Source organism: Vreelandella titanicae (genome assembly GCF_014697095.1).
GTDB classification, from domain to species: Bacteria; Pseudomonadota; Gammaproteobacteria; order Pseudomonadales; family Halomonadaceae; genus Vreelandella; species Vreelandella titanicae.
Genome location: NZ_CP059082.1, coordinates 1,726,626 through 1,748,840, shown reverse-complemented (window position 1 = coordinate 1,748,840; position 22,215 = coordinate 1,726,626). Strand labels below are relative to the sequence as shown.

Here is a 22,215-nt window from a genome sequence, read left to right as displayed (position 1 = left end):
CAACGAGCGTCAACGCTGAGACACATCACAAGACAGGGTATCCTCATGGCTGAACAACAAACCGCGGCAGCCTCTGGCTCGCGTAAAAAGTGGTATCAGGCGGTTCCCGACCCCATGGTGCTAATCTTTATTATTCTGGTTGCTACCTATTTTCTGACCTTCATTATCCCCGCTGGTGAGTTTGAACGTGTTACCCAAGATGGCCGAACGGTGGTGGTGCCGGGCTCTTTTGCCTACTTGGAAGACGTTGCCAACATCCCACTCTTCAATATTTTTGTGGCGATTCCTGAAGGGCTTATCTCCGCCTCGCAGTATTTATTTATCGTCTTTATCGCCGGTGGTCTGTTTCATATTCTGCAAAAGACCGGCGCGTTAGAGAACGCGATCGGCGTAGCGGTTAATCGTGTTGGCGTTGAGCGGCGTAACGTGATTATTGTCGTCGGTACCTTTATCTACGGCTTTTTTGGTGTCGCCGTCGGGTTTGAAAACAACATTGCATTAGTCCCCATTGCGGTTCTCATCGCCAGCGCCATTGGCTGCTCCAGTTTGGTGGGTACCGCTATGGCCGTTGGTGGTATTGGGATTGGTTTTGCGCTCTCGCCCATCAACCCCTATACCGTGGGGGTTGCTCAAGGGATCGCGGAACTGCCGACCTTCTCTGGCGCTTGGCTACGTACGTTGCTGGTGCTTTCGTCACTTGCACTGCTCTCGCTGTATATCTGCAAACGCGTCGTCAAAATGGAGTTTGAAGAGCCGGATAACGCGGAAGCACTGAGCAAGCCGCTTAGCGAATACTCTCTCACCAAACGCAACATTCTTACGATGGTCGTGTTTGTGGGTGGACTAGTCGCTATGCTCATTGGCGTGTTCACTCGCGGTTGGTATATCAATGAAATTGCAGGCACGTTCTTGCTGCTGGCGATCATCATTGGCGCCTTAAACGGCCTATCGGCGAACGGCATTGTTAAACAGATGATGGAGGGCGCAGCCAGCGTGACCGCAGGCGCGCTGGTGATCGGGGTGGCAGCCTCTATTCAGGTCATCCTTGAGCAAGCAGTGATTATTGACACCATCGTTAACTCGCTGAGCGCTATGATCGACGGCATTCCGTCAATATTTTCCGCGATTATGGCCAGTGTGGTGCAGGGTATTATCAACCTCTTTATCCCTTCCGGTTCTGGTCAGGCACTGGTGACAATGCCCATTCTGATTCCAGTGGCCGATCTTGTGGGTATGAGCCGTCAGTTGATGATCACTGCATTCCAAGTCGGTGACGGCTTAACGAACCTGATTGTTCCCACGTCTGGCGGTACACTCGCCATGCTGGCGTTGGGGCGCGTCTCATACGCCCAGTGGTTGAAGGCGATTATGCCCTTTATGGCGTTGGTGTATGTATTAGCCTGGGTAGGGTTGGTGATTGGCCATCTCGTGGGTTACTGAACAACATAGGAAACCGCGATGACGCTTTCACTTGTTCATTGCAATCCTGACACGGGCACCGTCGCTACCATCACCGCTACAGGCGGAGTGGCGGTGGGAGGCTATGTACATCACTGTTGGCGAGGCATTGGGGCATGCGCCACCCAAGGGCGCTTTACCAACCCGTGGTACCCAGCTCGGATATACAAAGCACTTGCCGCGGGCGCCAGCGCCCGGCAGGCGCTTAGAGCCGCCGTAAGCGAGGACAACGACTCGGGATCGCGCCAATGTTTGGTGATGGATTCTCAGGGCCGCACATCAGCACATTCAGGTGCAGAGAATGTGCCGGAAGTGGCTGAAACCTGCTTCCCTAGCGTCGCTGCCGCTGGGAATATGCTGCAGAGCACCGAGGTCGTGAGGATTTTTGCAGAGCAATTTTTACGCCTTAGCGCCACTAATAGCAGCGCTGCCATTCAGCGCGACGAGTCGCCCCGCTTCCCTATTCATCACGACCAACATCTGCTTACGCATCTGATTGATGCTCTTGATGCTGCTCTATCAGCGGGTGGCGATAAGCGCGGTGCGCGCTCGGCCGCGCTGCGTATCGAATCTTTTCATCAAGCGCCTATCGATTTGCGCATCGACTGGTCGGAGGACGTCGTCGGCGCATTGCGGGCGTTAGTCGATGAGTTTATGGCCGAGAACTTTCAAGCCTTTTGGCGTCAACTGCCGCTGCGCTAAAAGCATTTCTACTCTTTTGCTGGCCCCTCTGCCAGCACCTATTGGAGAGTTTATGATCAACACGGTTGCTCACACTGCTTTTAACCAAGGCGAACTGGGAACGGCATTGATTGAACGCCTGGACGAAGCTGCCCAATACTCTGAGCCAGGCCCCGGTGTCACGCGACTGTTCTGCTCCCAGGCGCATCGTCAGGTACTGCCGTTAATCAGTCGCTGGATGGAACACGCGGGGCTTACTCCCCAACTGGATGCCGCAGGCAATCTTGTGGGTCGCTGCCCCAAGGCTCAAGCGGGTGAGAAAACCTTCATTATGGGATCTCATCAAGATTCAGTGATAGAAGGCGGCAAATACGACGGCATGCTGGGCGTGGCCCTACCGCTATTGGCCTTGGAGGCACTTAAACGCGAAGGCGTGACGCTGCCATTCGGGATAGAAGTGGTCGCGTTTGGCGACGAAGAGGGCGTTCGCTTCCCTACCACGCTGGTCGGCAGTAAAGCGCTGGCCGGGAGCGTGACACCTGACCAACTGGAAGCCCAGGATGCCGAGGGAATCTCTCTGCGAGAGGCATTAATAGCCTTCGGTTGCACACCTGAGGATATCCCCGCTACCGCCCGCGACCCTGCCAACACCTTGGGATTTTTAGAAGTACATATTGAACAAGGGCCAATCCTGGAACAGCGCGATCATGCCGTGGGGATCGTTACGGCTTTAACAGGCATTGAACGCCACCAAGTCACGCTAAGCGGCAAGGCCGGACACGCAGGCACTACACCGATGGGCATACGTCATGACGCGCTAGTCGGCGCGGCGGAAATGGTGCTTGCCATCGATAGCGTACTGCAGAATACCGATGAGTTGGTCGGCGTGGTGGGCAGGCTCGATGTCCACCCCAATGCGGTCAACGTTATACCTGCTCAGGTAACGTTCACGATAGAGCTGCGCTCACCCAAAGCGAGCATTCGCCAGCAAGGGCGAGACGTCGTAACAGCCGCCTTAACGGAAGTCGCCGCTCGCCGCGGATTAACCATTAATATTGAAAACACTTACAGCGCCGATGCGGTGGCCTGTGCAGACTGGATGATGACCGCCCTCGAACAGGCGTGCACCCAGGTTGGCCAACCGGCAGAGCGAATGTTTAGCGGCGCTGGGCATGATGGCTTAGCGATGCAGGCATTAACCGATATCGGCATGCTGTTTGTACGCTGTAAAGATGGGCTTAGCCACCACCCAGACGAAGCTATTACCGCCGAAGACGGCGAAGTCGCGACGCGAGTGATCATGGCATTTTTACAGCAGCTGCCACGTCCATAGCGTTTTCCGCCCTCAGCCCGTTACGCTAGTGGCTCAGGTAAAAAGCCTCGGCGTACCTGAGCCTCCTGCTGATTCATCACTTGTTGGGCATCAAGCATATGCTCGCGCATGATGTTATAGGCGCTTTCGGCATCGCCAAGCTCAATGGCATCCAAAATTTCTGCATGATAACGACAGCCAGTCTGTCCTAAATCGTGGGTAACTGGCTCATAAAGACGGTGATAGATCGTCAGATCTGAGAGCACCTGTATGGTGAAGCGGATAATAAATGTCAGCAGTTGATTGCCACCGGCCAGTTCAGCGAGCATTAGGTGGAAATGCAGCGAATCAAGATGTTGCTGACGCTCAGTCTCACTATCGTCCGCAGGGTCTGCGTAACTATGCAGGCTTTCACGTAAGCGTGTCATATCGCTGGCAGCCACTTTCCCCGCTAACGAAGCGGCTAGTTCAGGCTCTAACGCCAAGCGTATCTGGTAGATATCCTTGATTGATATCTCTTTGAAAAACAGGTAATTACTTAATAGCGATACCGCTTTGGCCTCGCTCATCTCACGCACAAAAGCGCCACCTCCGGGCCCTGTGCGAGTTTCGACCAACCCCTGGGCTTCCAGTACTCGCGTACTCTCGCGCACTGTCCCTTTCGACACCTGCAGGGTCTCCATCAGTTCCGACTCGCTAGGTAGCCGGTCACCCGGCTTTAGGTGCCTGTCCACGATCCAGCATTTAATGGTTTCCGCCACCTGATAAGGGCGGCGCTGAGGGGCGTTTTTTAACATGCTATCAACAACATCCTTGGTAATAAGCAGCAAGAGTACCAGAGAGATCGCGAGTTTGGATGCCACATAAAAGGTTATCTAGCGCATAAATACGTTTAAAAATATCTGGCTGGCACTAACTAGTAAACTGGTCTATTCTGGTGCGTACTATTTCATCGAAGCATTCAAAAGGAGCTTAATTGATGGCTTTCGAAACACTGTTTACTTCCTTCCAACTGGGTAGCCTATCGATTCCTAACCGGGTTGTTATGGCGCCACTGACACGTGCGCGTACACCCGATAGCGTACCGGGTGAAATTCAGGAAGCTTACTATGGCCAGCGCGCAGGAGCGGGACTGATCATCAGCGAAGCCACCAACATATCTCCCACTGCCCGTGGCTACGTGTATACACCCGGTATTTGGACGGATGAGCAGGAAACAGGCTGGAAAGGCGTTGTTGACGCAGTACACGCCAAAGGTGGCCGTATTGCTCTGCAACTGTGGCACGTTGGGCGAGTTTCTCACGAAATGGTTCAACCTGACGGCCAACAGCCGGTAGCACCGAGTGCCTTGAAAGGCGAAGGCGCCCAGTGTTTCGTAGAGTTTGAAGATGGCACCGCAGGTCAGCACCCCACCAGCACGCCGCGCGCGCTGGAAACTGACGAGATCCCCGGCATTGTCGAAGATTACCGCCAAGCGGCCGAGCGTGCCAAGCGTGCCGGTTTCGATTTGATCGAAGTCCACGCGGCGAACGCCTATCTGCTTAACCAGTTCCTGGCGACGGGCACCAACAAGCGTACCGACCAGTATGGCGGATCGCTGGAAAACCGGGCTCGCTTCCCGCTGGAAGTGGTTGATGCGGTGATTGACGTTTACGGGGCTGACCGGGTCGGCATCCGTATGACACCATTTATCGAGTTGTTTGGTTTGACCGACGATGAGCCGGAAGCGATGGCATTTTACATGGCCGAGCAGCTTTCCAAGCGCGGCCTTGCCTACCTGCACCTGAACGAACCCAACTGGGCCGGTGGCGATATCACCTTCCCTGACGGTTTCCGTGAGCAGATACGTGAGCGCTTTAGCGGTAGCCTGATCTACTGCGGTAACTACGATGCAGAGCGCGCTGAGGCCCGCATTAGCGAAAACACTACCGATGCAGTGGCTTTCGGCCGCCCCTACATTGCTAACCCCGATCTACCCGAGCGCTTCCGCGTTAACGCACCGCTCACCGAGCCGAATCACGAAACGTTCTATGGCGGTGATGAGAAGGGATACACCGACTATCCATTTATGAATAATGGCTATGACCGTATCCAGTAACGACCAAGAGTGATTTTTATCACCACGCCTTGTTCAGCCTGTGGCTGAACAAGGCGTTTTTCCTGCGAAACGCTATACGCGTGGTTGCTGCTGAGTTATGCAGTGAATGTTCCCGCCGCCAAGCAGTATTTCCCTTGCCGCAACGCCGATCACCCTCTTCGTGGGAAATAACCGGGATAGAATGCCTTTGGCCTGTTCATCGTAACGAGGATCCAGCAAGGGCATCACAATGGCCGAGTTACTAATATAAAAGTTGACGTAAGAGCCTGCCATGCGATCCCCAGGTAAGCGGGGATGCGAGCTGTTCAGGCGATCAATCCCACTGGCCTCATCCTCGGCAATATGTAGAGGGCCTGGCTGGGGCAGCTTATGAATAGTGAGCCGCCTACCTTGAGCATCCGTGGCGTTTTCCAGCACACGCAAGGCTTCCCGGCAAATAGCGCCCTGGGGATCTTGCTCATCCTCACACCACGTTAGCGCAACATGGCCTGGCGCAATAAAGCAGCACAGGTTGTCAACGTGGCCATCGGTCTCGTCGAGATAACAGCCACGCGGTAACCAGATGATGTGACTGACACCTAAATACTCCTGCAGCCAGTGTTCGATCGTGGCGCGGCTCATCTCCGGATTACGATTAGGATTCAGCAAGCACTCTTCCGTGGTAATGAGCGTACCTTCACCATCCACATGAATGGCTCCTCCTTCTAATACGAGCGGGGCCTCGAATCGTTGAATACCCAGCATCTCACTGATTTTACAGCGAACCCGCTTGTCTTTGTCCCATGGGAAGTAGAGCCCCTCCTTCAACCCGCCCCAGGCATTGAACTCCCAGTCCACCATGGCGAGTCGCCCATCGGGATGGGTAATGAAGGTGGGGCCGACATCGCGCATCCAAGCATCATTGCTGGACAACTCAACCACCCGAATATGCGCAGGCAACTGGTTGCGGGCATTTTCATACTGCTCATCGTTAACCCCCACGAAGACCGTCTCGCTCTCAGCAATCGCCACAGCCACATCCACAAAGGCTTGCTGAGCGGGCTTCGCACCGTAGCGCCATGTATCGGGGCGCTGGGGCCACAGCATCCAGCAGGCTGCATGAGGCGCAAACTCCGCCGGCATTGAAAAGCCTAATGCTCTGGGTGTTGGCTCACCCGCCAGAGGTTCGGTGGCCGTTGTAGGAAAGGTCGTCGCGTGTTTCATATATTCCCCACCACTATAAAGAAGCCGGTTGCCACGGCAGCGGCTATTAGGACATAGGGAAGTTGCGTTAACGCATGGGCCATTGGCGTACACCCCGCCCCTTGGGCAGAAAGGACGGTAGAATCACCGTAAAAGCAGGCGTGGCTGCCAAAGGCACTGGCGGAGATTAAAGCCCCCACCACGAGCGGCATATGCGCATCCATACTACTGGCAAGCGGTAATACGATAGGCATCGCCACGGCAAACAGTCCCCAGAAGGAGGCGGTCGCAAAAGCGAGAAAGGCCATGGTGACGAAGACAACCGCCGGTAGCATACCCGCGGTCATTAAAGGTTGAACACTCTCGATCACATAGTTGGTTAAGCCAAGTAGGTCATTGACCTCCTTAAGCACAAACCCAGCCACCAGCGTGCCGAGTGGCATAATCATGGCTTTGAAACCATCTAGCGCGGTATCAAACGTATCGTTAAAGCTTAATAGCCGTTGCACCGCGATAAGCACTAGCGTCACTGCAAGCGCCACAATCACGCCGCGCAGCACATCAATCTCAAAATACCAGGTGAAGAAAATCAGCGTCGCAATGGGAAGCAGAAAATTGAGCAGATGAGGGCGTTTTTTGCCTGTATCTTCTATTTCCAGCGCGCTGTCGTCAGCGCCATCTGGTTGCGGCTGGCCAGCTTCAGCGCGGGCCTCCGCTGCTCGCATCGGGCCAAGGTTGGGGATAATGCCCAGTGCCACCAGGGGCACCAGCGCCGCCGCTATCCAGGCGTAAAACATAAACGGTATGGCTTGGATGTACAGCTCCATGCCGTTACCAGCGACATTGTTCTCTTCCAGCAAACCTGCAAAGAACACAGCCCAGGTGGAAAACGGTACGAGAATACAGATCGGCGCTGCAGTGGAGTCTACGATATAGGCCAACTTCTCACGGGATATGTTAAAGCGATCAGTGATTTTCTTCATGGAAGCGCTAATGGTCAGCGCATTGAGATAGTCATCGACAAAAATGATTAGTCCCAGCCCCCAGGTAGCTAACAAGCTTTGTCGGCGGGTATGGATGCGTCGGGTAACGGCATCACCAAAGCTTAACACCCCTCCGGTTTTTACCAGCAAGGCAATCAAGCTACCAAATAGCCCGCACACCAGAATAACCCACGTCACCGTGTCATTACCCAATACCGATAGAAGTATATCCGACCCTTGGGTAATGACATTGAGGGGTTGAAACATTAATAAGCCTACCAGCGCGCCTGCCAGAAGGGACTCAATCGTGCGCTTGGTAATAATCGCCATGACTAAAACCACTAACGTGGGTATAAGGCTTAAAACTCCATACTCTTCCATTGGTTATTCCCCTTTATCGTTGTCGTAGGTCACTACTGAAGACGGGCGCTAACGCCCGTCCCGAATAGCAGTGTTTATAGGTAACCATCCGCTTTAAGTGAGCGCGTGGTGGCGGCAAACGCTTCGTCGAGAATAGCAACGACGTCGTCGACTACTTGACGCGTCCAGATCAGGGGCGGCGAGATGATATTGAGATGACCAACCGGCCGAATAATCAAACCACGTTTCTGTGCTTCAGCGGCCACGCGGTCACCTACGCGCGCGTCAACGGGGAGTAATTCTTTGGTTGTTTTATTAGCCACATTTTCAATCGCCATCATGAAATGACTGCCACGTATATCACCTACCGTTTCATGAGAGGCGAGCGTTTTGAGCTTGGATTCAAGATAGGGGCCAACTTCGCGAACATTCTCACAAATGCCTTCACGCTCAATGATTTCGATATTTTTAAGCGCTGCAGCACAGCTCACGGGATGCCCGGAATAGGTGAAGCCGGTGCTCAATACCCCGCCGGGGCCTTGAGGAGTACTTAGTACCGCATACAGGGCGTCAGATATCAGCGTTGCACCTAATGGGGCATACCCAGACGAAAGCCCTTTCGCCACATTGATAATATCGGGCTGGGTTTCAAACACGGCTTCTGAGGCAAAGAAGTGCCCTAAACGTCCAAAGCCCGTCACCACTTCATCAGCAATGAACAGAATATCGTTGGCACGGCATATGGCCTGCACGCGGGAATGGTAGCCCTGTGGTGCCATCAACACGCCCCCCGCGCCCATGATGGGCTCAGCAATAAAGGCCGCTATGTTATCCGCTCCTAGCCGGTCAATGGTTTGTTCGAGTTCGTCGGCCAAGTGATCACAATACTCGGCCTCACTCATCCCCTCTGGACGGCGATAGCAGTTGGCTTCGCTCAGATGGGTCACCAGATCAAGCGTATCGAACTGCCAGTTATTGCTGGCGATACCGGTCAGGCTCGCCGCCATGTAGGTGGTGCCGTGGTAGGCGTTGGTGCGCGACAATATCCGCTTTTTCGAAGGCTTGCCCAAGCGATTGAAGTAGTAATGCACAAGCCGGATGGTGGCATCGTTTGCCGTTGACCCGCCGCAGCTATAAAACACATGGTTCAAGTGGGCAGGCGCAAGCTCTGCGAGCTTGGCCGCCAGCTCGGTGGCCGGGGCATTGGAGAGATTGTTAAAAGTGGAAAAGTAGGCCATGCGTGTGGCTTGCTCGGCCATCGCCTGGCCAATTTCGGCACGGCCGTGGCCCACATTGACACACCACAGGCCGGCAATCCCATCGATAAAGCGGTTGCCGTGTGCATCTTCGACATAGATACCATCACTGTCGGTAATTAAGTCACAGCCATTTTCGTGGAACACACTGAAGTCGGTAAAGGGATGGATAAAGTGATTTTTATCTTTTTGCCAAAGGTCTTGCGCGTCGTAAGAGCCTTTCGCCTGCTGTTGAGTCATCGTCATACCCTCGCTTATTAGGAAGCCGTTGTTGAGGTGACTTCACAGGCTAGCGGGGAAAACAGTGTCGGGAATATATCCCCATTGGGGTATATCGGTTGCGCGAAAGGCCTCCTATGGTGGATCTCCTTAACCCAACAAACACAACAGGAGACACGCCATGCAAGTGTCCATTGATGGCCAGCGATTGTGGTCAAGTTTAATGGCCATGGCAGAGATCGGCGCTACCCCCAATGGCGGCAGCAACCGCTTGGCATTGACACCCGAAGATACCGCCGGTCGGCAGCAGTTGATCGAGTGGTGCGCCGATATTGGCTGCCATGTTCGCAGTGATGCCGTGGGGAACCTTTTTTTCCGCCGACCCGGTGCACGTGACGACCTGGAGCCCGCCGCTGTCGGCAGCCACCTGGATACACAGCCCAAAGGCGGTCGTTTCGACGGCGTGCTGGGGGTTCTCGCGGGTCTGGAAGTGTTTCGCACCCTGCACGACCAGCAAATCGTTACCGAGCGCCCCCTTGAGCTGATCGTTTGGACGAACGAGGAAGGCAGCCGTTTTGCCCCCGCGATGATGGCTTCCGGCACCTATGCGGGGGTGTTTACTGTGGAGGAGACCCTAGCTCGCCAGGACGAACAGGGGATTAGTTTTGGACAGGCCCTTGAGGAGACAGGCATGAAGGGAAGCCTGCCTATTGGCGAGCCTCGGTTAGCCAGTTTTCTGGAACTGCATATCGAACAGGGGCCGGTACTTGAAGAGGAGGGCTTAGATATCGGTGTGGTCACTGGGGTGCAAGGGATGCGCTGGTTTGACCTGACGATTGAAGGCAGCGCTGCCCATGCGGGCACCACCCCCATGGCATATCGTCACGACGCCCTGGCCGCTGCCGCCCGGCTCATTGATCGGCTATACGCCATCGCCGCCACCGACACCAGCGGTGACAGCAAGGTGACCTTTGGCTGCCTGGAGATCGATACGCCTTCTCGCAACGTGATTCCCGCCCAGGTCACCATGACTGTCGACCTCCGTCATGTGCACGATGATCAACTAGACGCGCTGGAGGCCCGCTTCTATAGCGAGCTAGATGCCTTGGTAGAGACCTTTGGTGTTGTGATAACGCCGCAACGCCTCTGGAACTCCCCGGTGGTGGCATTTAACGACCACTGCATTGCCTCCATCGAACAGGCGACCAGGGCGCGAGGTATTGCTTACCGCCGTATGCTCAGTGGTGCGGGCCATGATGCGGTGTATGTATCACGGGTGGCGCCCACCGCGATGATTTTTATTCCCTGCCGCGATGGCATCAGCCATAACGAAGCCGAGTACTCAACACCAGAGCAGTGTGCACTTGGCACCCAGGTGCTGTGCGACGCGCTACTGCATAACGCTAACGACCTTGAGGTTACCCAATGAGTACAACTGTCCCAACGAACCAGTCCGAGTGGCAATCACTGGCAGACACACTCTCCTTTGAAACCCGCGCCTATATCAACGACACCTTTGTCGATGCGCAGCGCGGCGCCACACTCACCACGGTGAACCCAGCCACCGGTGAAGTGTTGGCAGAGGTCGCCAGCTGCGATGACGCCGATGCCGAGCTCGCTACCCACGCAGCTCGACAGGCCTTTGACCGGGGGGAGTGGTCGCGCCGCGCGCCAGCTCAGCGCAAAGCCACGTTACTTGAACTGGCGGCGTTAATGCAGGCCCATAGGCACGAGCTTGCCCTGCTGGACACCCTGGACATGGGTAAACCGATTACCAGTGCGCTGGGGGATATTGACGGCGCCATTGGCTGCCTGCGTTATACCGCCGAAAGTATCGATAAGCTGTACGGTGAGGTGGCCCCGACGGGTGATCATCACCTCGGCTTGATTGTGCGCGAGCCACTCGGGGTGGTGGTATCCATCGTTCCCTGGAACTTCCCATTGATGATGACCGCCTGGAAGATTGCACCGGCATTGGCGGCTGGTAACAGCGTTATTCTCAAACCGTCAGAAAAGTCGCCGTTATCGGCGCTACGCCTTGCTCAACTAAGCCAACAAGCGGGCCTACCCGCCGGGGTGTTTCAAGTACTCCCCGGCTATGGCCACACCGTGGGTAAAGCGCTGGCCCTGTCGATGGAGGTCGACTGCCTCGCCTTTACCGGCTCCACTCAAGTGGGCAAACAGCTCATGCAGTACGCAGGCCAATCCAATTTGAAACGCGTTTATCTGGAGTGCGGCGGCAAAAGCCCCAACATCATCTTTGCCGACTGCAAAAATCTAGACGTTGCAGCTCAAAACGCAGCCGCTGCGATTTTTCATAACCAAGGTGAAGTCTGTATCGCTGGCTCGCGGCTGTTGGTGGAAAATAGCATTCGCCACGCTTTCGTCGAGAAAGTGGTGGACGCTGCGGCTGCCATGCAACCAGGCGACCCACTCGACCCGCAAAGCTTTATGGGGGCGATGGTCGATAACACTCAATACCAGCGGGTGCTTGATTATATCCGCCAGGGGCAGGAAGAGGGTGCCACGCTTCGTACCGGGGGACAGCCATTAGATAGCTCCGGGCTCTTTATTCCTCCCACCGTGTTTGACGATGTCACCCCGGCCATGACCATAGGTCGCGAGGAGATCTTCGGGCCGGTGCTGTCGGTGTTTGGCTTCGATACCGAAGAGGAGGCATTGACACTTGCCAACGACAGCGACTACGGCTTGGCTGCCGCCGTCTGGAGCCAGGACATTGATCGTATTATGCGCGTCTCACGCAAGCTGCACTCCGGGCAAGTCTACGTTAACAACTGGGCAGGCCCGGACATGACAGTGCCGTTCGGTGGGGTTAAGCAATCCGGTAATGGGCGGGATAAATCGCTTCACTCGCTTGACGAGTATACCGAGATCAAAACCATCTGGATGGCGCTACAAACCTCGCACCTTAGCCTCTCAACTGCCGGGAAATGAGAGCCACGTGTTCAAGAAATAGCTGGAACAAATGCGATTGACTGGAGACATCCAGACGCTGGTAAATATGCTTGCGGTGTACCTTCACAGTGCCATCGCTGATATCCAGTTCCCGGGCCGCCGATTTGGTGGAGTGCCCTGCGAGCAACAGACGAACGATTTCCTGTTCACGTGCCGTTAAAACCTCTCGGCCAAAGCTTACGAAGGCAGCTTCCACCGGGGCGTCCTTTTCCAATGTCGGCTGGAAGAGGACGCCCTGCCACTTCCAGAACTCCATCAACAAGGTTTCGATCATCGGCACTACATTCTTCAACACCTGCAACGCACGTCGTTTCAAGGGAGCCTCTGCCTGAAAGCCCAGCGATACCACCATCAAGACATCATCCCCCACACGTGCGAAGAGGCCAACCTCATCCGCTAATCCTAACGCACGATAATAGTGAGCATAGTAATCACTGGATTCAAAACGATCAGGGGCTAGCTCCCGCAACCGGTGCACACCGCTATCCAGGCCACCACTCATGGCGGTAAAAAAAGGATCCAATAAATACGCACCGCTGAGGTAGCGATCTATCGCTTGAGGGCGATTTTCTGACGGGTAATCGTCGTGAATCAGTAGTGGTCTATGACGCCCTTTGTAGGTATTGATCAGAATCGTATCGAAACCGGTTAGCGCGCGCAGCACTTGCTCCAGACGAACGGGGAAATCGCGCTGTCCCGATGAGCGTACCAAGCTCGCCATATGCCGATGCCAAGCTGCACTTCCCGCACTTGCCAGAAAGGTACTATCGATATCATCGGTTGTTGAGCAGTATTTCATGAGTAGCGCTTCATTAGGTTGTTTGACAAAACAATACTGCCTTGCGCGAACACGGTAAACTCAGGCAATACAATTGACTCATTACGGCTCGTGATTACTTTGTGTTGAGCCTCTTGGATAAACGCTGCTAGGCTATTGATTCTTTCGTTTGAACATACAGGTAATGAATGCTTGCTTCGCTATTAGCGCTGCTGGTGTCTCTACTGCTCGTCGGCCTTGCCGCCACGACTGGGTGCGCACTTTCGGCCTGATGGTTGGTTCCGCGAACTAAGTAAGCCAAGCTGGACACCACCGAATACCGCTTTCCCCTTCGCTTGGGGCATACTGTATTTGTTGATGGCTATCGTCGCTTGGCGTATTTATATGGCGGATGACTCAGTATGGCGCTCAGCAAGCTTAGCGGCTTACGCGCTGCAGCTTATGGTCAATGCCGCGTGGTCGTGGCTATTCTTTGGGCGTAAACAAACTGTCGTCGGCTAAATAAAGCCTGAGCGCTGATTAAAAAAAGGATTCTGAGAGTATGGATCGCACCACTACTATAATAGTACTCGCCTTCGCATCGCTGGTATTAGGCGCAATGGCAACAGCGATATTTATATATGTCATTGTGCCCTGGCGCCGCCGACGGCGCGCAGCGAAAGCGAAAGCCGCTGCGCCTCGTCCGGTACAAGCAGACAACTCTGAAAAAGCTCAAGAACCTGACACCCCTGCACCCTCAAAGCAAACTAAAAAAGTTAAGCAGCATTCGCTTTTTATAATCTTTGATCAACCCAGTGAAGATTCAGACGAGCGCCTTACCCAGTGGCTGCGGGAGAAAGACGCTCACTACGACGCGCTTAAGAAGATATTTTTAATCGACGGCCAACAGCCTTCCAACCCAGTCACTATCGCCAACGCCTTTCCACCGGGGGAAATGCCTGACCTGCTGCGCGGGGAAACCCATGAGCCCATCAAGGGTATTAGCTTATTAGTGAAACCACCGCTACGTAAGCGACGTAATCAACAAATGCATGTCTACGTAGAACTCGCCAAAGAGATGCAGACGGTGTTTAGCGGCAAAATGCTCAATGACGAGCGCGAACTCGCCACCGACAGCACCTTTGAGCAAATTATCGGCGAATAGATTTACAGAGCTATTCTTACAAAGAACCATGCTGAAAAAAACAGCGTCACACGACTCCTTGGCTGCGCAGGTAGTCATCGTAGCTGCCGCTGAAATCGACAATGCCTTCCGGCTGCATATCAATAATGCGCGTGGCCAGTGACGAGACGAACTCACGGTCGTGGCTCACAAACATCAGCGTGCCGGGGTAGTTCTCCAGGGCCAGGTTCAACGCCTCGATAGACTCCATATCCAGGTGGTTAGTCGGCTCATCCATCAGCATTACGTTGGGCTGAGTAAGGATTAACTTACCAAACAGCATGCGCCCCTGCTCGCCACCGGAAATGACCTTCACCGATTTTCCAATATCGTCGCTGGAAAACAGCATCCGCCCCAGAGCACCGCGAACCACCTGCTCGCCACCTTGAGTCCATGCTGACATCCACTCAAACAACGTGGCATCGACGGCAAAGTCGTCGCTGTGATCCTGAGCAAAAACCCCCACTTCAGCGGCTTCGGTCCACTTCACTTCGCCCGCGTCCGGGTGTAACTCGCCCGCCAGGGTTTTCAGCAGCGTGGTTTTGCCGATGCCGTTGGGGCCGATAATAGCAATGCGCTCACCGGCTTCCACGGTCATGGAAAGACGCTCGAACAGCGGCTTGTCGCCCTCATAGCTCTTGGTAATGCCGTCCACGTTGACGGCATTACGGTGGATTTTCTTCGCCTGATCAAAGCGGATAAAGGGGCTTACGCGGCTGGAAGGCTTGATATCTTCCAGCTTGATTTTATCGATTTGACGCGCTCTAGATGTAGCCTGCTTAGCCTTCGAGGCGTTAGCGGAGAAGCGGCTCACGAACTGCTGCAGTTCGGCAATCTGGGCCTTTTTCTTGGCGTTATCCGAGTGCTGACGCTCGCGCACGGCGGTGGCGGCGGTCATGTAATCATCGTAGTTACCCGGGAACAGGGTGATTTCACCGTAATCCAGATCCGCCATATGAGTACAAACGCTGTTCAGGAAGTGGCGATCGTGGGAGATGATGATCATGGTGCTGCTGCGCGCTTTAAGAATATCTTCCAGCCAGCGGATGGTGTTGATATCCAGGTGGTTGGTCGGCTCATCCAGCAACAGTACATCCGGGTCAGCGAATAGCGCCTGGGCAAGCAGCACACGCAGCTTCCAGCCGGGAGAAACTTCGCTCATCGGACCTGTGTGTTGCTCAATGGGAATGCCCAGGCCTAGCAGCAGTTCGCCGGCGCGGGGCTCGGCGGTATAGCCGTCCAGCTCGGCGAAGCGCACTTCCAGGTCAGCGACGGCCATGCCGTCCTCTTCGCTCATCTCTGCCAGGGAGTAAATGCGTTCACGCTCAGCGGCGACCGACCAGAGCTCTACATTGCCCATGATGACGGTATCGATCACCCGCTCGTTTTCAAACGCAAACTGATCCTGACGCAGCTTACCCAGCCGTGTACTGCTATCCAGCATCACCTGGCCGGAAGTGGGCTCCAAATCGCCACCGAGAATTTTCATAAAGGTGGATTTGCCGCAGCCGTTCGCGCCAATCAGGCCGTAACGGTTGCCGTTATTGAATTTAACGGAGACATTTTCAAACAGGGGCTTGGCCCCAAACTGCATGGTGATATTGGCGGTAGCGATCACAAAAGGAGCCCTGGTTAGCGCATTGTCAGTAACGACGACAGCTTACAACGAATAGAAAGGCTCGCGATTCTACGCGCTATTAGGCGTGTATTCACCCATCAAACCCTAGTGGCGTCAGGCGATTGCCGGGATATCGAGTAGAAAGCGTTCATCATCAAGCGCTTGGCGCAGCCGCGAGTGCAATATATCAACGATCCCTTGATGCTCCCCCACCAGCTTCGTCGTGGTAACGGAAAGCCCTGGATACTGCTGTTCAGCCGCTGCACAAATCTCGGCAATATCGCCGCCCTCCCCGGCGTGGCGCCCCGGCGAAAGAAACAGCATCGCCAGGATCACCGAGCCTATCTTAAACTCGGGTAGCGCCAGCAAGTTTTCCAGCAGTGGCTCATTAAAGCGGTACTCATCGCCCTCGCGCCGCTCCATGGAAGCAGCGGCAACACACGCTACGTCATCGGCTAGCAGCACGCTAAGCTGCCCCGCCAGGCGGTTGCGTACGGCGGTAACCTCAGGAATCGGGCTGCCGTGATCCACCAGCGCCACATGCGGTTTAGTACCTGGGCGAAGCTTGTCGCGCACGTTATCGGCCAGCAGATGGGCTAAACGCAGGTCGTTATCGCCGAACTCATCCACTAAGGGCTGGGCTACCCGCACCTTAACGTGGGGAAAGCGCTCCTGCAGCGTGGCCATGCGCTCGGGCAGATAACCCGTCAGCGCTTTGCTGGGGCCAAAAAAGAACGGTAGCACGATAATCTCCGTTGCCCCCTGTTCGGCACTGCGTTCCGCGGCGGGGCCAAGGGTAGTGGCGGGAATACCTCCCACCTCATCCGCAGGAATCTTATTGGAGTGCAGCAGCGAGGCCGCCTGCACGGTTTCGCCTACAAGCCCGCTAAGCGAAGCCGCCACGCGGCGTAAATTCAGCGTTGCCTGCGCTCGTAGCGAGCCGTTATCCACCAGAAAAATCGCGCGCATGGCTGCCTCCAGTCGTGGTCTTGGCAATCGTGTGGGTGATCAACCGTGACATGTTAAGATGGTGGTTTTACACCGTCGTTGGCCCCCATGTTACTTGAAAAATGTGCCTTAAAAACGCTGCCTGATACCGATGCTTGATACCACTGCACTTAACCAGCAAAGAAACTTCTTCGAAGGCCATGCGGCGATATGGCTATTCGGCTACGGCTCACTGATTTGGAAGGCTGATTTTGCCTACCTGGAGCGCCGTCCGGCCTATATACACGGCTGGGAGCGGCGATTTTGGCAGGGTTCCCACGACCACCGCGGCACGCCTGAAGCGCCTGGGCGGGTGGCGACGCTGGTTCGCGCCGAGGGTTCGATTTGCCACGGCATGGCCTACCGCATTACCCCGGAAGTGCTCGCGCCGTTGGATGTGCGGGAGAAGAACGGCTATTTGCGGGAAAAAGTACCGCTGACGTTTATGGACGAGAAAGGCAACGGAACCGAACAGAGCGAAGGGCTTATTTATCTGGCCAGCGATGACAATCCGGCCTTTTTGGGCGACGCGCCGCTTGATGAGATCGCCCAGCAAATTGCCAACGCCCATGGGCCCAGCGGCCCCAACCGCGACTACTTGGTCAACCTCGCCGTGGCGCTGCGGGAGCTAGGCGCCAAAGATGCCCATATCTTTGCTCTGGAACAACAGCTGAGCCAATTTTAACATTACCAGTAGCGCGGATAACGGCGGTGACGGGCAAGGTTATTGACCAATATGGCGATTACCAGCATCACTATACTGCCCGCTCCGATTGGCAAAAGAGGATACCACCACCCCAGTTGATGAACGCTGGCACCCCCGCCTACCGCAATCAGAGCCGCCGCGGCTCCTGGTGGGTGAACCGTATGGGTTAGCTGCATACCCAGCACCGACAGTGATACGGCCAGAGCCATTGAGAGGGGGGTCGCTCCCAGCAGTTGGTAGCAAGCAACGCCAATACCCGCGGAGAGCACGCTGCCAAAGAGTACATGGCTGGGCTGGGCAAAAGGGCTTTCAGGTGCTGCGTAGATGAGCACCGAGGTTGCGCCGAAGGAGCCTACGATGAGCAGTTGTTGTGACAGCCACGCCGAGCTTAACCAGCAAATGACCGCCATACCGGTAAAGGCCCCGACCCATGACCAAAAAGCATCCTGCCAGCCTACCCTGGCACGCTTGACTGGCTGCCCCCGCATCTTGCCAAGATAAGTTTTCATTACACTCGCTTTGCACAAAATGAGTGCAAATGATGCCAAAATGCACCAAATAAGCAAATGACAATCTATCATGCCCCTGATGAAACTGACTCAAGGGCAACGCGATTGCTCATCATCAGTGTATGGGGTGTTAACCAAGGAGAGAAACGGGGGCATTATTTTATGACATTTTTTATAAACAATACCCGAGCTCGTTCGTCATACTATATAGAGGGATCAAACAGCTTAACTTCGCGTATATCGACCTGCTCCCAGACACGCTCAGTCATATAAGGCTCTTGCGCCAGCCAAGCCTCTAAATCTTCTCGAGTAGCAAATCTGAAATGTGCATTTGAACCGATCATTTTACCTTCATCGTTCAGCACTACCCCACCACTTACGAAATTACCCGACCGATAGAGATTACGCAGTCCTTCCAGGTGCAGCTCGCGACAAGCCAGGCGGCGGTTTAAGGCCCCCTCATCGGTGTAATCATAGGCGATCAACGCAAACTGCTTCATCTACTCCTCCTCTCAGTGTGTCTACATCATCAACCACGAAAGAATAAACAGCCCCAATACGGTACGTACAATACCGCCGATTATCGAGCCTCGCAGAAAAGCGCGCAAACCGCCCCACAGAATCAGCAGCCCAATCACTAAGACAGCAATGCTGAAAAAGGAATCACTGATTCCCAGCGAACGCGTCAAGCCATCGATGAAATCGCCGAACGCACCGAAGAAGTTGGTGAAAATGCCCAGCAGAAACTCAACCACCACGCGGATGGCTTCACCGATAGTTTCGCCAATTTCGTCAAAAAAGCCGTTTGTCTGCATCGCGTTTGCTTGCATTGATAATACCCGTGACTGAGAAGGATAAGCGGCATTGTCGGTTAAATTCGCTGACTGAGCAAAGCAGGATCCATCCCTCCCCTCTTCGCCCTCCGTTTTTAGCGACTTTTCCGTCCAGCAACTACTCCGTCCAGCAACTATGCTCTCATAAACGCTCCAAAATATATGAGCCGTAAAACGTTCGTTTAAACAATCACCCTTATCGTCGTTACACGCTAGGAGCCTGCCATGAACCATCATTACCCCCTGGCCGATCAACTCCAAGCTAATACCCATCAGGTGGAAAACCAGCCGCCGACGCTTGCAAACTACAATAGTTACATAGCTGATCGCGCTCTTCAGGAAGGCGTTAACCGTGAAAGCGGGTCTGACGACGATGCCCCACTCAAGACGTTTGGCCAGTGGGCGGGCTCTGCTGAGGCGATTGCCTTGGGGGTTGAGGCCAACCGTTACTCCCCCCAGTTAGTGACCCACGACCAGCAAGGCCATCGGGTCGATTTGATCGAGTTTCATCCCGCCTATCATCAGCTTATGCAAACGGCGATAGAGCACGGCTTGCATGCTAGCCCCTGGCGAACCCCTCGGCCCGGTGCGCATGTTTATCGGGCCGCCAACTACTTTTTACAGGCCCAGGTAGAAGCGGGCCACGGCTGTCCGATTACCATGACCTTTGCAGCCCTGCCCGCACTGCGCCATCAACCCAGCCTGCTTGAGAGCTGGGGCGATAAAATCACCGCCCCACATTACGACCCGCGCAACGTCCCCTATTTCGAGAAACAGGGCCTCACTCTGGGCATGGCAATGACCGAAAAGCAGGGCGGCTCCGATGTGCGTTTGAACACCACCCGCGCCTACCCGATTGATCAAGGCGGGCCGGGGGAAGCTTTTGAGCTGGTGGGGCATAAATGGTTTGTCTCCGCGCCAATGTGCGATGCATTTCTGGTACTCGCCCAGGCGCCCAGTGGCTTGAGCTGTTTCTTGCTGCCACGCTGGCGGCCCGACGGCAGTAAGAACCCGCTTCATATACAGCAGCTAAAACGTAAAATGGGCAACGTATCGAATGCTTCCAGCGAGACCGAGCTGCGGGGCGCCTTTGCCTGGATGGTGGGCGATGAAGGCCGCGGCGTGCGCACCATTATTGAGATGGTCGCCATGACCCGCTACGACTGCATGATTGGTTCAGCTGCCGGAATGCGCCAAGCCACCGCCCAGTCGATTCATCACGCCTCTCATCGGCATGCCTTTGGGAAGCGGCTCAGCGAGCAGCCGCTGATGCAAAATGTGCTCGCTGACTTGGCTATTGAGAGCGAAGCCGCCACCACCTTAATGCTGCGTATGGCCCGCGCCATGGATCATCAGGACAACGAGCATGAGCGCCTGCTTTCGCGAATCGCCACCCCTGTGGGCAAGTACTGGATATGTAAACGCACGCCCCACCACGCATACGAGGCAATGGAGGTGATTGGTGGAAGCGGCGTCATGGAGACCCACATAATGGCGCGTCTGTTTCGCGAGTCGCCCATCAACGCCATTTGGGAAGGCAGCGGAAATGTGCAGTGCTTGGATATCCTGCGCGCGATTGAAAAACAGCCCGAAGTACTCGACGCCTACTTCGCCGAACTCGGCCTTTCACAGGGCGCCAATGGGCATCTTGACCGTTTTATCCACCAATTACAGCGGCAGATGCAGGATACTCAAACGCTCCAGTACCGCGCCCGCCAACTGGCGGACGGCATGGCCCTAGCGTTACAGGGCGCCCTGCTGGTTCAGCACGCCCCCGCTTATGTGGCCGATGCATTCTGCGCTGGTCGCCTTGCCGACCGCAGTGGCCTCAATACAGGCACGCTACCCACCGGGCTGGATTGCGCGGCAATCATCCAGCGTGCCCGGCCCGTGGAATAACACCCTTGGAGTGAGTCCTTGGAATAAGCCTCGTGGAATAAGCGTTCACGACTATGGCCGTCTTCCAGGCTAAAACCGATCGCGTAAAACTAATCACATTAAAAAACTATTTACATTAAGAGCCAGCAATAATGTGATAGCGGGTAAGATATAAAACACTCCACTACAGGCGTGTTTTATGCTTAACCAGCGTGCATTAACCTACCTCAATGAAGTGATTCGCCGCGGCTCGCTCAGGCGCGCCGCGGCCCACCTGAATGTCGATGCTTCTGCCGTTAGCCGCCAACTAAAAGCACTAGAAGAAGAGTTGGATACCCAGCTATGCGAGCGGCACGGAAGAGGGATGCGCGCAACCGCAGCGGGCCAGCTACTGGTGCACCATTTTCATGCCCAGCGGGCTTCAGAAGAAGCGGTGCTCTCCCAGCTAATGGCACTTCAAAGCCTAACGAAAGGAGAAGTTCGTATTGCCGTGGGAGAAGGGTTTATCGCTGACCTGATCGCCGCACCGTTAGGCACTTTTATGTCAGCGTTTTCCGGTATCAATGTCGAAATTCGCATGGCGGGTGTCAACGAAGCGATGTCGTTACTCAAAGATCGTGAAGTGGATATAGCGCTACTTTATGCACCGCCGGTAGACCCGCAACTTTTCTGCCACGTGGAAACGCGCCAGCCGCTCGATGTGATTGTGCCCCCCAATCACCCACTAAGTGATCTTAACCGCCCGGTAACCCTGCATGACTTAAAGGGGTGGCCCCTGGCGTTAATGGACAATCCTTTTGGTATGCGGCAAATGGTCAATATGGTGGCCCACCAGGAGCGCATTCATCTTGAAGCACGCCTGCACACCAACTCTGTTTCGGTGTTAAAGAATTTCGTCCGCTCAGGCATCGGCGTTACGTTTATGCCCGAACTCACCGTAGCGGATGAGATTGAGCGCGGTGAGATCTTCACACTACCCATGCAGTACCCGGTGATGAACGGTACGCGGGCACAAATTGTTAGCCTGAAAGGGCAGGAACTCCCGGTCGCCTCAATCACTTGCATCGATCATTTGCACAAAGGCATGCGCTTTTTCTCCGCCGATGCACCACGACTGTTGCAATAAAAGCCACAGTTTAGGTATTGCATAGTCAACACCTCAATACATAGTCTTCTAGTAAGCACTCCTTATAAATCCAATAACGCGCCCTTAGCGCCT

The 22,215-nt window shown here is 54.9% G+C and carries 21 protein-coding genes; 11 read left to right on the top strand and 10 right to left on the bottom strand.

Annotation, left to right across the window (positions count from 1 at the left end; genetic code table 11):
- Positions 1 to 45: 45 nt before the first annotated feature.
- From HZS52_RS08135 to HZS52_RS08125, 3 genes are read left to right on the top strand one after another with little or no spacing between them, the layout of a single operon-like run.
- Positions 46 to 1,440 carry a YfcC family protein gene (locus HZS52_RS08135; RefSeq protein ID WP_022521668.1) on the top strand — a complete coding sequence of 465 codons (1,395 nt, stop codon included), beginning with the start codon at positions 46 to 48 and terminating at the stop codon, positions 1,438 to 1,440.
- 18 nt (positions 1,441 to 1,458) lie between these two features.
- Positions 1,459 to 2,160: a DUF1028 domain-containing protein gene (locus tag HZS52_RS08130; RefSeq protein WP_190374517.1), complete on the top strand. Its 702-nt coding sequence runs from the start codon at positions 1,459 to 1,461 to the stop codon at positions 2,158 to 2,160.
- A gap of 52 nt (positions 2,161 to 2,212) precedes the next feature.
- Entirely contained in the window at positions 2,213 to 3,472 is a 1,260-nt protein-coding gene (locus HZS52_RS08125; protein ID WP_190374516.1) for an allantoate amidohydrolase, read from the top strand.
- 20 nt (positions 3,473 to 3,492) lie between these two features.
- On the opposite strand, the gene HZS52_RS08120 is transcribed toward HZS52_RS08125, so the two are convergent.
- Positions 3,493 to 4,248 (bottom strand): FadR/GntR family transcriptional regulator, encoded by a 756-nt coding sequence (locus tag HZS52_RS08120; RefSeq protein ID WP_180089754.1) that lies wholly within the window; start codon positions 4,246 to 4,248, stop codon positions 3,493 to 3,495.
- 182 nt (positions 4,249 to 4,430) lie between these two features.
- On the opposite strand from HZS52_RS08120, the gene HZS52_RS08115 reads away from it, so the two are divergent.
- Entirely contained in the window at positions 4,431 to 5,549 is a 1,119-nt protein-coding gene (locus tag HZS52_RS08115) for an alkene reductase (protein WP_190374515.1), read from the top strand.
- Positions 5,550 to 5,621: 72 nt separating this feature from the next.
- Here the strand turns inward: HZS52_RS08115 and aguA are convergent, their stop codons facing one another.
- The 3 genes from aguA to HZS52_RS08100 form a co-directional block, all read right to left on the bottom strand.
- Positions 5,622 to 6,752 carry an agmatine deiminase gene (gene aguA, locus HZS52_RS08110; protein WP_190374514.1) on the bottom strand — a complete coding sequence of 377 codons (1,131 nt, stop codon included), beginning with the start codon at positions 6,750 to 6,752 and terminating at the stop codon, positions 5,622 to 5,624.
- Entirely contained in the window at positions 6,749 to 8,095 is a 1,347-nt protein-coding gene (locus HZS52_RS08105; RefSeq protein ID WP_190374513.1) for a Na+/H+ antiporter NhaC family protein, read from the bottom strand. The genes aguA and HZS52_RS08105 overlap by 4 nt, the downstream gene beginning before the upstream one ends.
- A 74-nt stretch (positions 8,096 to 8,169) precedes the next feature.
- Positions 8,170 to 9,576, bottom strand: coding sequence for an aminotransferase (locus tag HZS52_RS08100; RefSeq protein WP_223828091.1), 1,407 nt, complete (start codon positions 9,574 to 9,576; stop codon positions 8,170 to 8,172).
- Positions 9,577 to 9,730: 154 nt separating this feature from the next.
- On the opposite strand from HZS52_RS08100, the gene HZS52_RS08095 reads away from it, so the two are divergent.
- Positions 9,731 to 10,978: a M20 family metallo-hydrolase gene (locus tag HZS52_RS08095; RefSeq protein ID WP_190374512.1), complete on the top strand. Its 1,248-nt coding sequence runs from the start codon at positions 9,731 to 9,733 to the stop codon at positions 10,976 to 10,978.
- Complete coding sequence (locus tag HZS52_RS08090; protein ID WP_190374511.1) at positions 10,975 to 12,504, top strand: aldehyde dehydrogenase; 1,530 nt, start codon at positions 10,975 to 10,977, stop codon at positions 12,502 to 12,504. Before HZS52_RS08095 ends, HZS52_RS08090 begins: the two co-directional genes overlap by 4 nt.
- On the opposite strand, the gene HZS52_RS08085 is transcribed toward HZS52_RS08090, so the two are convergent.
- Complete coding sequence (locus HZS52_RS08085) at positions 12,479 to 13,324, bottom strand: helix-turn-helix transcriptional regulator (RefSeq protein ID WP_190374510.1); 846 nt, start codon at positions 13,322 to 13,324, stop codon at positions 12,479 to 12,481. The genes HZS52_RS08090 and HZS52_RS08085 overlap by 26 nt on opposite strands.
- Positions 13,325 to 13,540: 216 nt before the next feature.
- On the opposite strand from HZS52_RS08085, the gene HZS52_RS08080 reads away from it, so the two are divergent.
- Positions 13,541 to 13,804 carry a TspO/MBR family protein gene (locus HZS52_RS08080; RefSeq protein WP_223828090.1) on the top strand — a complete coding sequence of 88 codons (264 nt, stop codon included), beginning with the start codon at positions 13,541 to 13,543 and terminating at the stop codon, positions 13,802 to 13,804.
- A 40-nt stretch (positions 13,805 to 13,844) separates the two neighbouring features.
- A complete protein-coding gene (locus tag HZS52_RS08075) occupies positions 13,845 to 14,447 on the top strand; it encodes a cell division protein ZipA C-terminal FtsZ-binding domain-containing protein (protein ID WP_039857361.1) in 603 nt (200 codons plus the stop codon).
- A gap of 46 nt (positions 14,448 to 14,493) precedes the next feature.
- Here the strand turns inward: HZS52_RS08075 and HZS52_RS08070 are convergent, their stop codons facing one another.
- Together HZS52_RS08070 and HZS52_RS08065 are read right to left on the bottom strand one after the other, a co-directional pair.
- A complete protein-coding gene (locus tag HZS52_RS08070) occupies positions 14,494 to 16,083 on the bottom strand; it encodes an ABC-F family ATPase (protein WP_022521655.1) in 1,590 nt (529 codons plus the stop codon).
- Positions 16,084 to 16,197: 114 nt separating this feature from the next.
- Positions 16,198 to 17,052: a sirohydrochlorin chelatase gene (locus tag HZS52_RS08065; RefSeq protein WP_190374509.1), complete on the bottom strand. Its 855-nt coding sequence runs from the start codon at positions 17,050 to 17,052 to the stop codon at positions 16,198 to 16,200.
- 130 nt (positions 17,053 to 17,182) lie between these two features.
- Here HZS52_RS08065 and HZS52_RS08060 point away from each other — a divergent pair, with 130 nt between their 5' ends.
- Positions 17,183 to 17,755: a gamma-glutamylcyclotransferase gene (locus HZS52_RS08060; protein ID WP_190374508.1), complete on the top strand. Its 573-nt coding sequence runs from the start codon at positions 17,183 to 17,185 to the stop codon at positions 17,753 to 17,755.
- Positions 17,756 to 17,757: 2 nt separating this feature from the next.
- Here the strand turns inward: HZS52_RS08060 and HZS52_RS08055 are convergent, their stop codons facing one another.
- From HZS52_RS08055 to HZS52_RS08045, 3 genes are all read right to left on the bottom strand, one after another.
- Positions 17,758 to 18,285, bottom strand: a complete 528-nt coding sequence (locus tag HZS52_RS08055) for an HPP family protein (RefSeq protein WP_022521653.1) — start codon at positions 18,283 to 18,285, stop codon at positions 17,758 to 17,760.
- A gap of 203 nt (positions 18,286 to 18,488) precedes the next feature.
- A complete protein-coding gene (locus HZS52_RS08050) occupies positions 18,489 to 18,785 on the bottom strand; it encodes a YciI family protein (protein ID WP_022521652.1) in 297 nt (98 codons plus the stop codon).
- A gap of 21 nt (positions 18,786 to 18,806) precedes the next feature.
- The gene (locus tag HZS52_RS08045; RefSeq protein ID WP_027957100.1) at positions 18,807 to 19,100 is read right to left on the bottom strand and encodes a hypothetical protein; all 294 of its coding nucleotides are present in this window, start codon (positions 19,098 to 19,100) and stop codon (positions 18,807 to 18,809) included.
- Between the two features lie 243 nt (positions 19,101 to 19,343).
- Between HZS52_RS08045 and HZS52_RS08040 the strand changes: the two genes are divergently transcribed.
- Both HZS52_RS08040 and HZS52_RS08035 read left to right on the top strand, forming a co-directional pair.
- Complete coding sequence (locus HZS52_RS08040; protein ID WP_190374507.1) at positions 19,344 to 21,017, top strand: isovaleryl-CoA dehydrogenase; 1,674 nt, start codon at positions 19,344 to 19,346, stop codon at positions 21,015 to 21,017.
- 178 nt (positions 21,018 to 21,195) lie between these two features.
- Complete coding sequence (locus HZS52_RS08035) at positions 21,196 to 22,122, top strand: LysR family transcriptional regulator (RefSeq protein WP_009285954.1); 927 nt, start codon at positions 21,196 to 21,198, stop codon at positions 22,120 to 22,122.
- Positions 22,123 to 22,215: the final 93 nt, after the last annotated feature.

What these genes read in the sequence shown, in the direction of transcription:
- HZS52_RS08135 (WP_022521668.1), top strand. Translation starts at nt 46, where the DNA reads ATGGCTGAACAACAAACCGCGGCAGCCTCTGGCTCGCGTAAAAAGTGG.
- HZS52_RS08130 (WP_190374517.1), top strand. Translation starts at nt 1,459, where the DNA reads ATGACGCTTTCACTTGTTCATTGCAATCCTGACACGGGCACCGTCGCT.
- HZS52_RS08125 (WP_190374516.1), top strand. Translation starts at nt 2,213, where the DNA reads ATGATCAACACGGTTGCTCACACTGCTTTTAACCAAGGCGAACTGGGA.
- HZS52_RS08120 (WP_180089754.1), bottom strand. Translation starts at nt 4,248, where the DNA reads ATGTTAAAAAACGCCCCTCAGCGCCGCCCTTATCAGGTGGCGGAAACC.
- HZS52_RS08115 (WP_190374515.1), top strand. Translation starts at nt 4,431, where the DNA reads ATGGCTTTCGAAACACTGTTTACTTCCTTCCAACTGGGTAGCCTATCG.
- aguA (WP_190374514.1), bottom strand. Translation starts at nt 6,752, where the DNA reads ATGAAACACGCGACGACCTTTCCTACAACGGCCACCGAACCTCTGGCG.
- HZS52_RS08105 (WP_190374513.1), bottom strand. Translation starts at nt 8,095, where the DNA reads ATGGAAGAGTATGGAGTTTTAAGCCTTATACCCACGTTAGTGGTTTTA.
- HZS52_RS08100 (WP_223828091.1), bottom strand. Translation starts at nt 9,576, where the DNA reads ATGACGATGACTCAACAGCAGGCGAAAGGCTCTTACGACGCGCAAGAC.
- HZS52_RS08095 (WP_190374512.1), top strand. Translation starts at nt 9,731, where the DNA reads ATGCAAGTGTCCATTGATGGCCAGCGATTGTGGTCAAGTTTAATGGCC.
- HZS52_RS08090 (WP_190374511.1), top strand. Translation starts at nt 10,975, where the DNA reads ATGAGTACAACTGTCCCAACGAACCAGTCCGAGTGGCAATCACTGGCA.
- HZS52_RS08085 (WP_190374510.1), bottom strand. Translation starts at nt 13,324, where the DNA reads ATGAAATACTGCTCAACAACCGATGATATCGATAGTACCTTTCTGGCA.
- HZS52_RS08075 (WP_039857361.1), top strand. Translation starts at nt 13,845, where the DNA reads ATGGATCGCACCACTACTATAATAGTACTCGCCTTCGCATCGCTGGTA.
- HZS52_RS08065 (WP_190374509.1), bottom strand. Translation starts at nt 17,052, where the DNA reads ATGCGCGCGATTTTTCTGGTGGATAACGGCTCGCTACGAGCGCAGGCA.
- HZS52_RS08060 (WP_190374508.1), top strand. Translation starts at nt 17,183, where the DNA reads ATGCTTGATACCACTGCACTTAACCAGCAAAGAAACTTCTTCGAAGGC.
- HZS52_RS08055 (WP_022521653.1), bottom strand. Translation starts at nt 18,285, where the DNA reads ATGAAAACTTATCTTGGCAAGATGCGGGGGCAGCCAGTCAAGCGTGCC.
- HZS52_RS08050 (WP_022521652.1), bottom strand. Translation starts at nt 18,785, where the DNA reads ATGAAGCAGTTTGCGTTGATCGCCTATGATTACACCGATGAGGGGGCC.
- HZS52_RS08045 (WP_027957100.1), bottom strand. Translation starts at nt 19,100, where the DNA reads ATGCAGACAAACGGCTTTTTTGACGAAATTGGCGAAACTATCGGTGAA.
- HZS52_RS08040 (WP_190374507.1), top strand. Translation starts at nt 19,344, where the DNA reads ATGAACCATCATTACCCCCTGGCCGATCAACTCCAAGCTAATACCCAT.
- HZS52_RS08035 (WP_009285954.1), top strand. Translation starts at nt 21,196, where the DNA reads ATGCTTAACCAGCGTGCATTAACCTACCTCAATGAAGTGATTCGCCGC.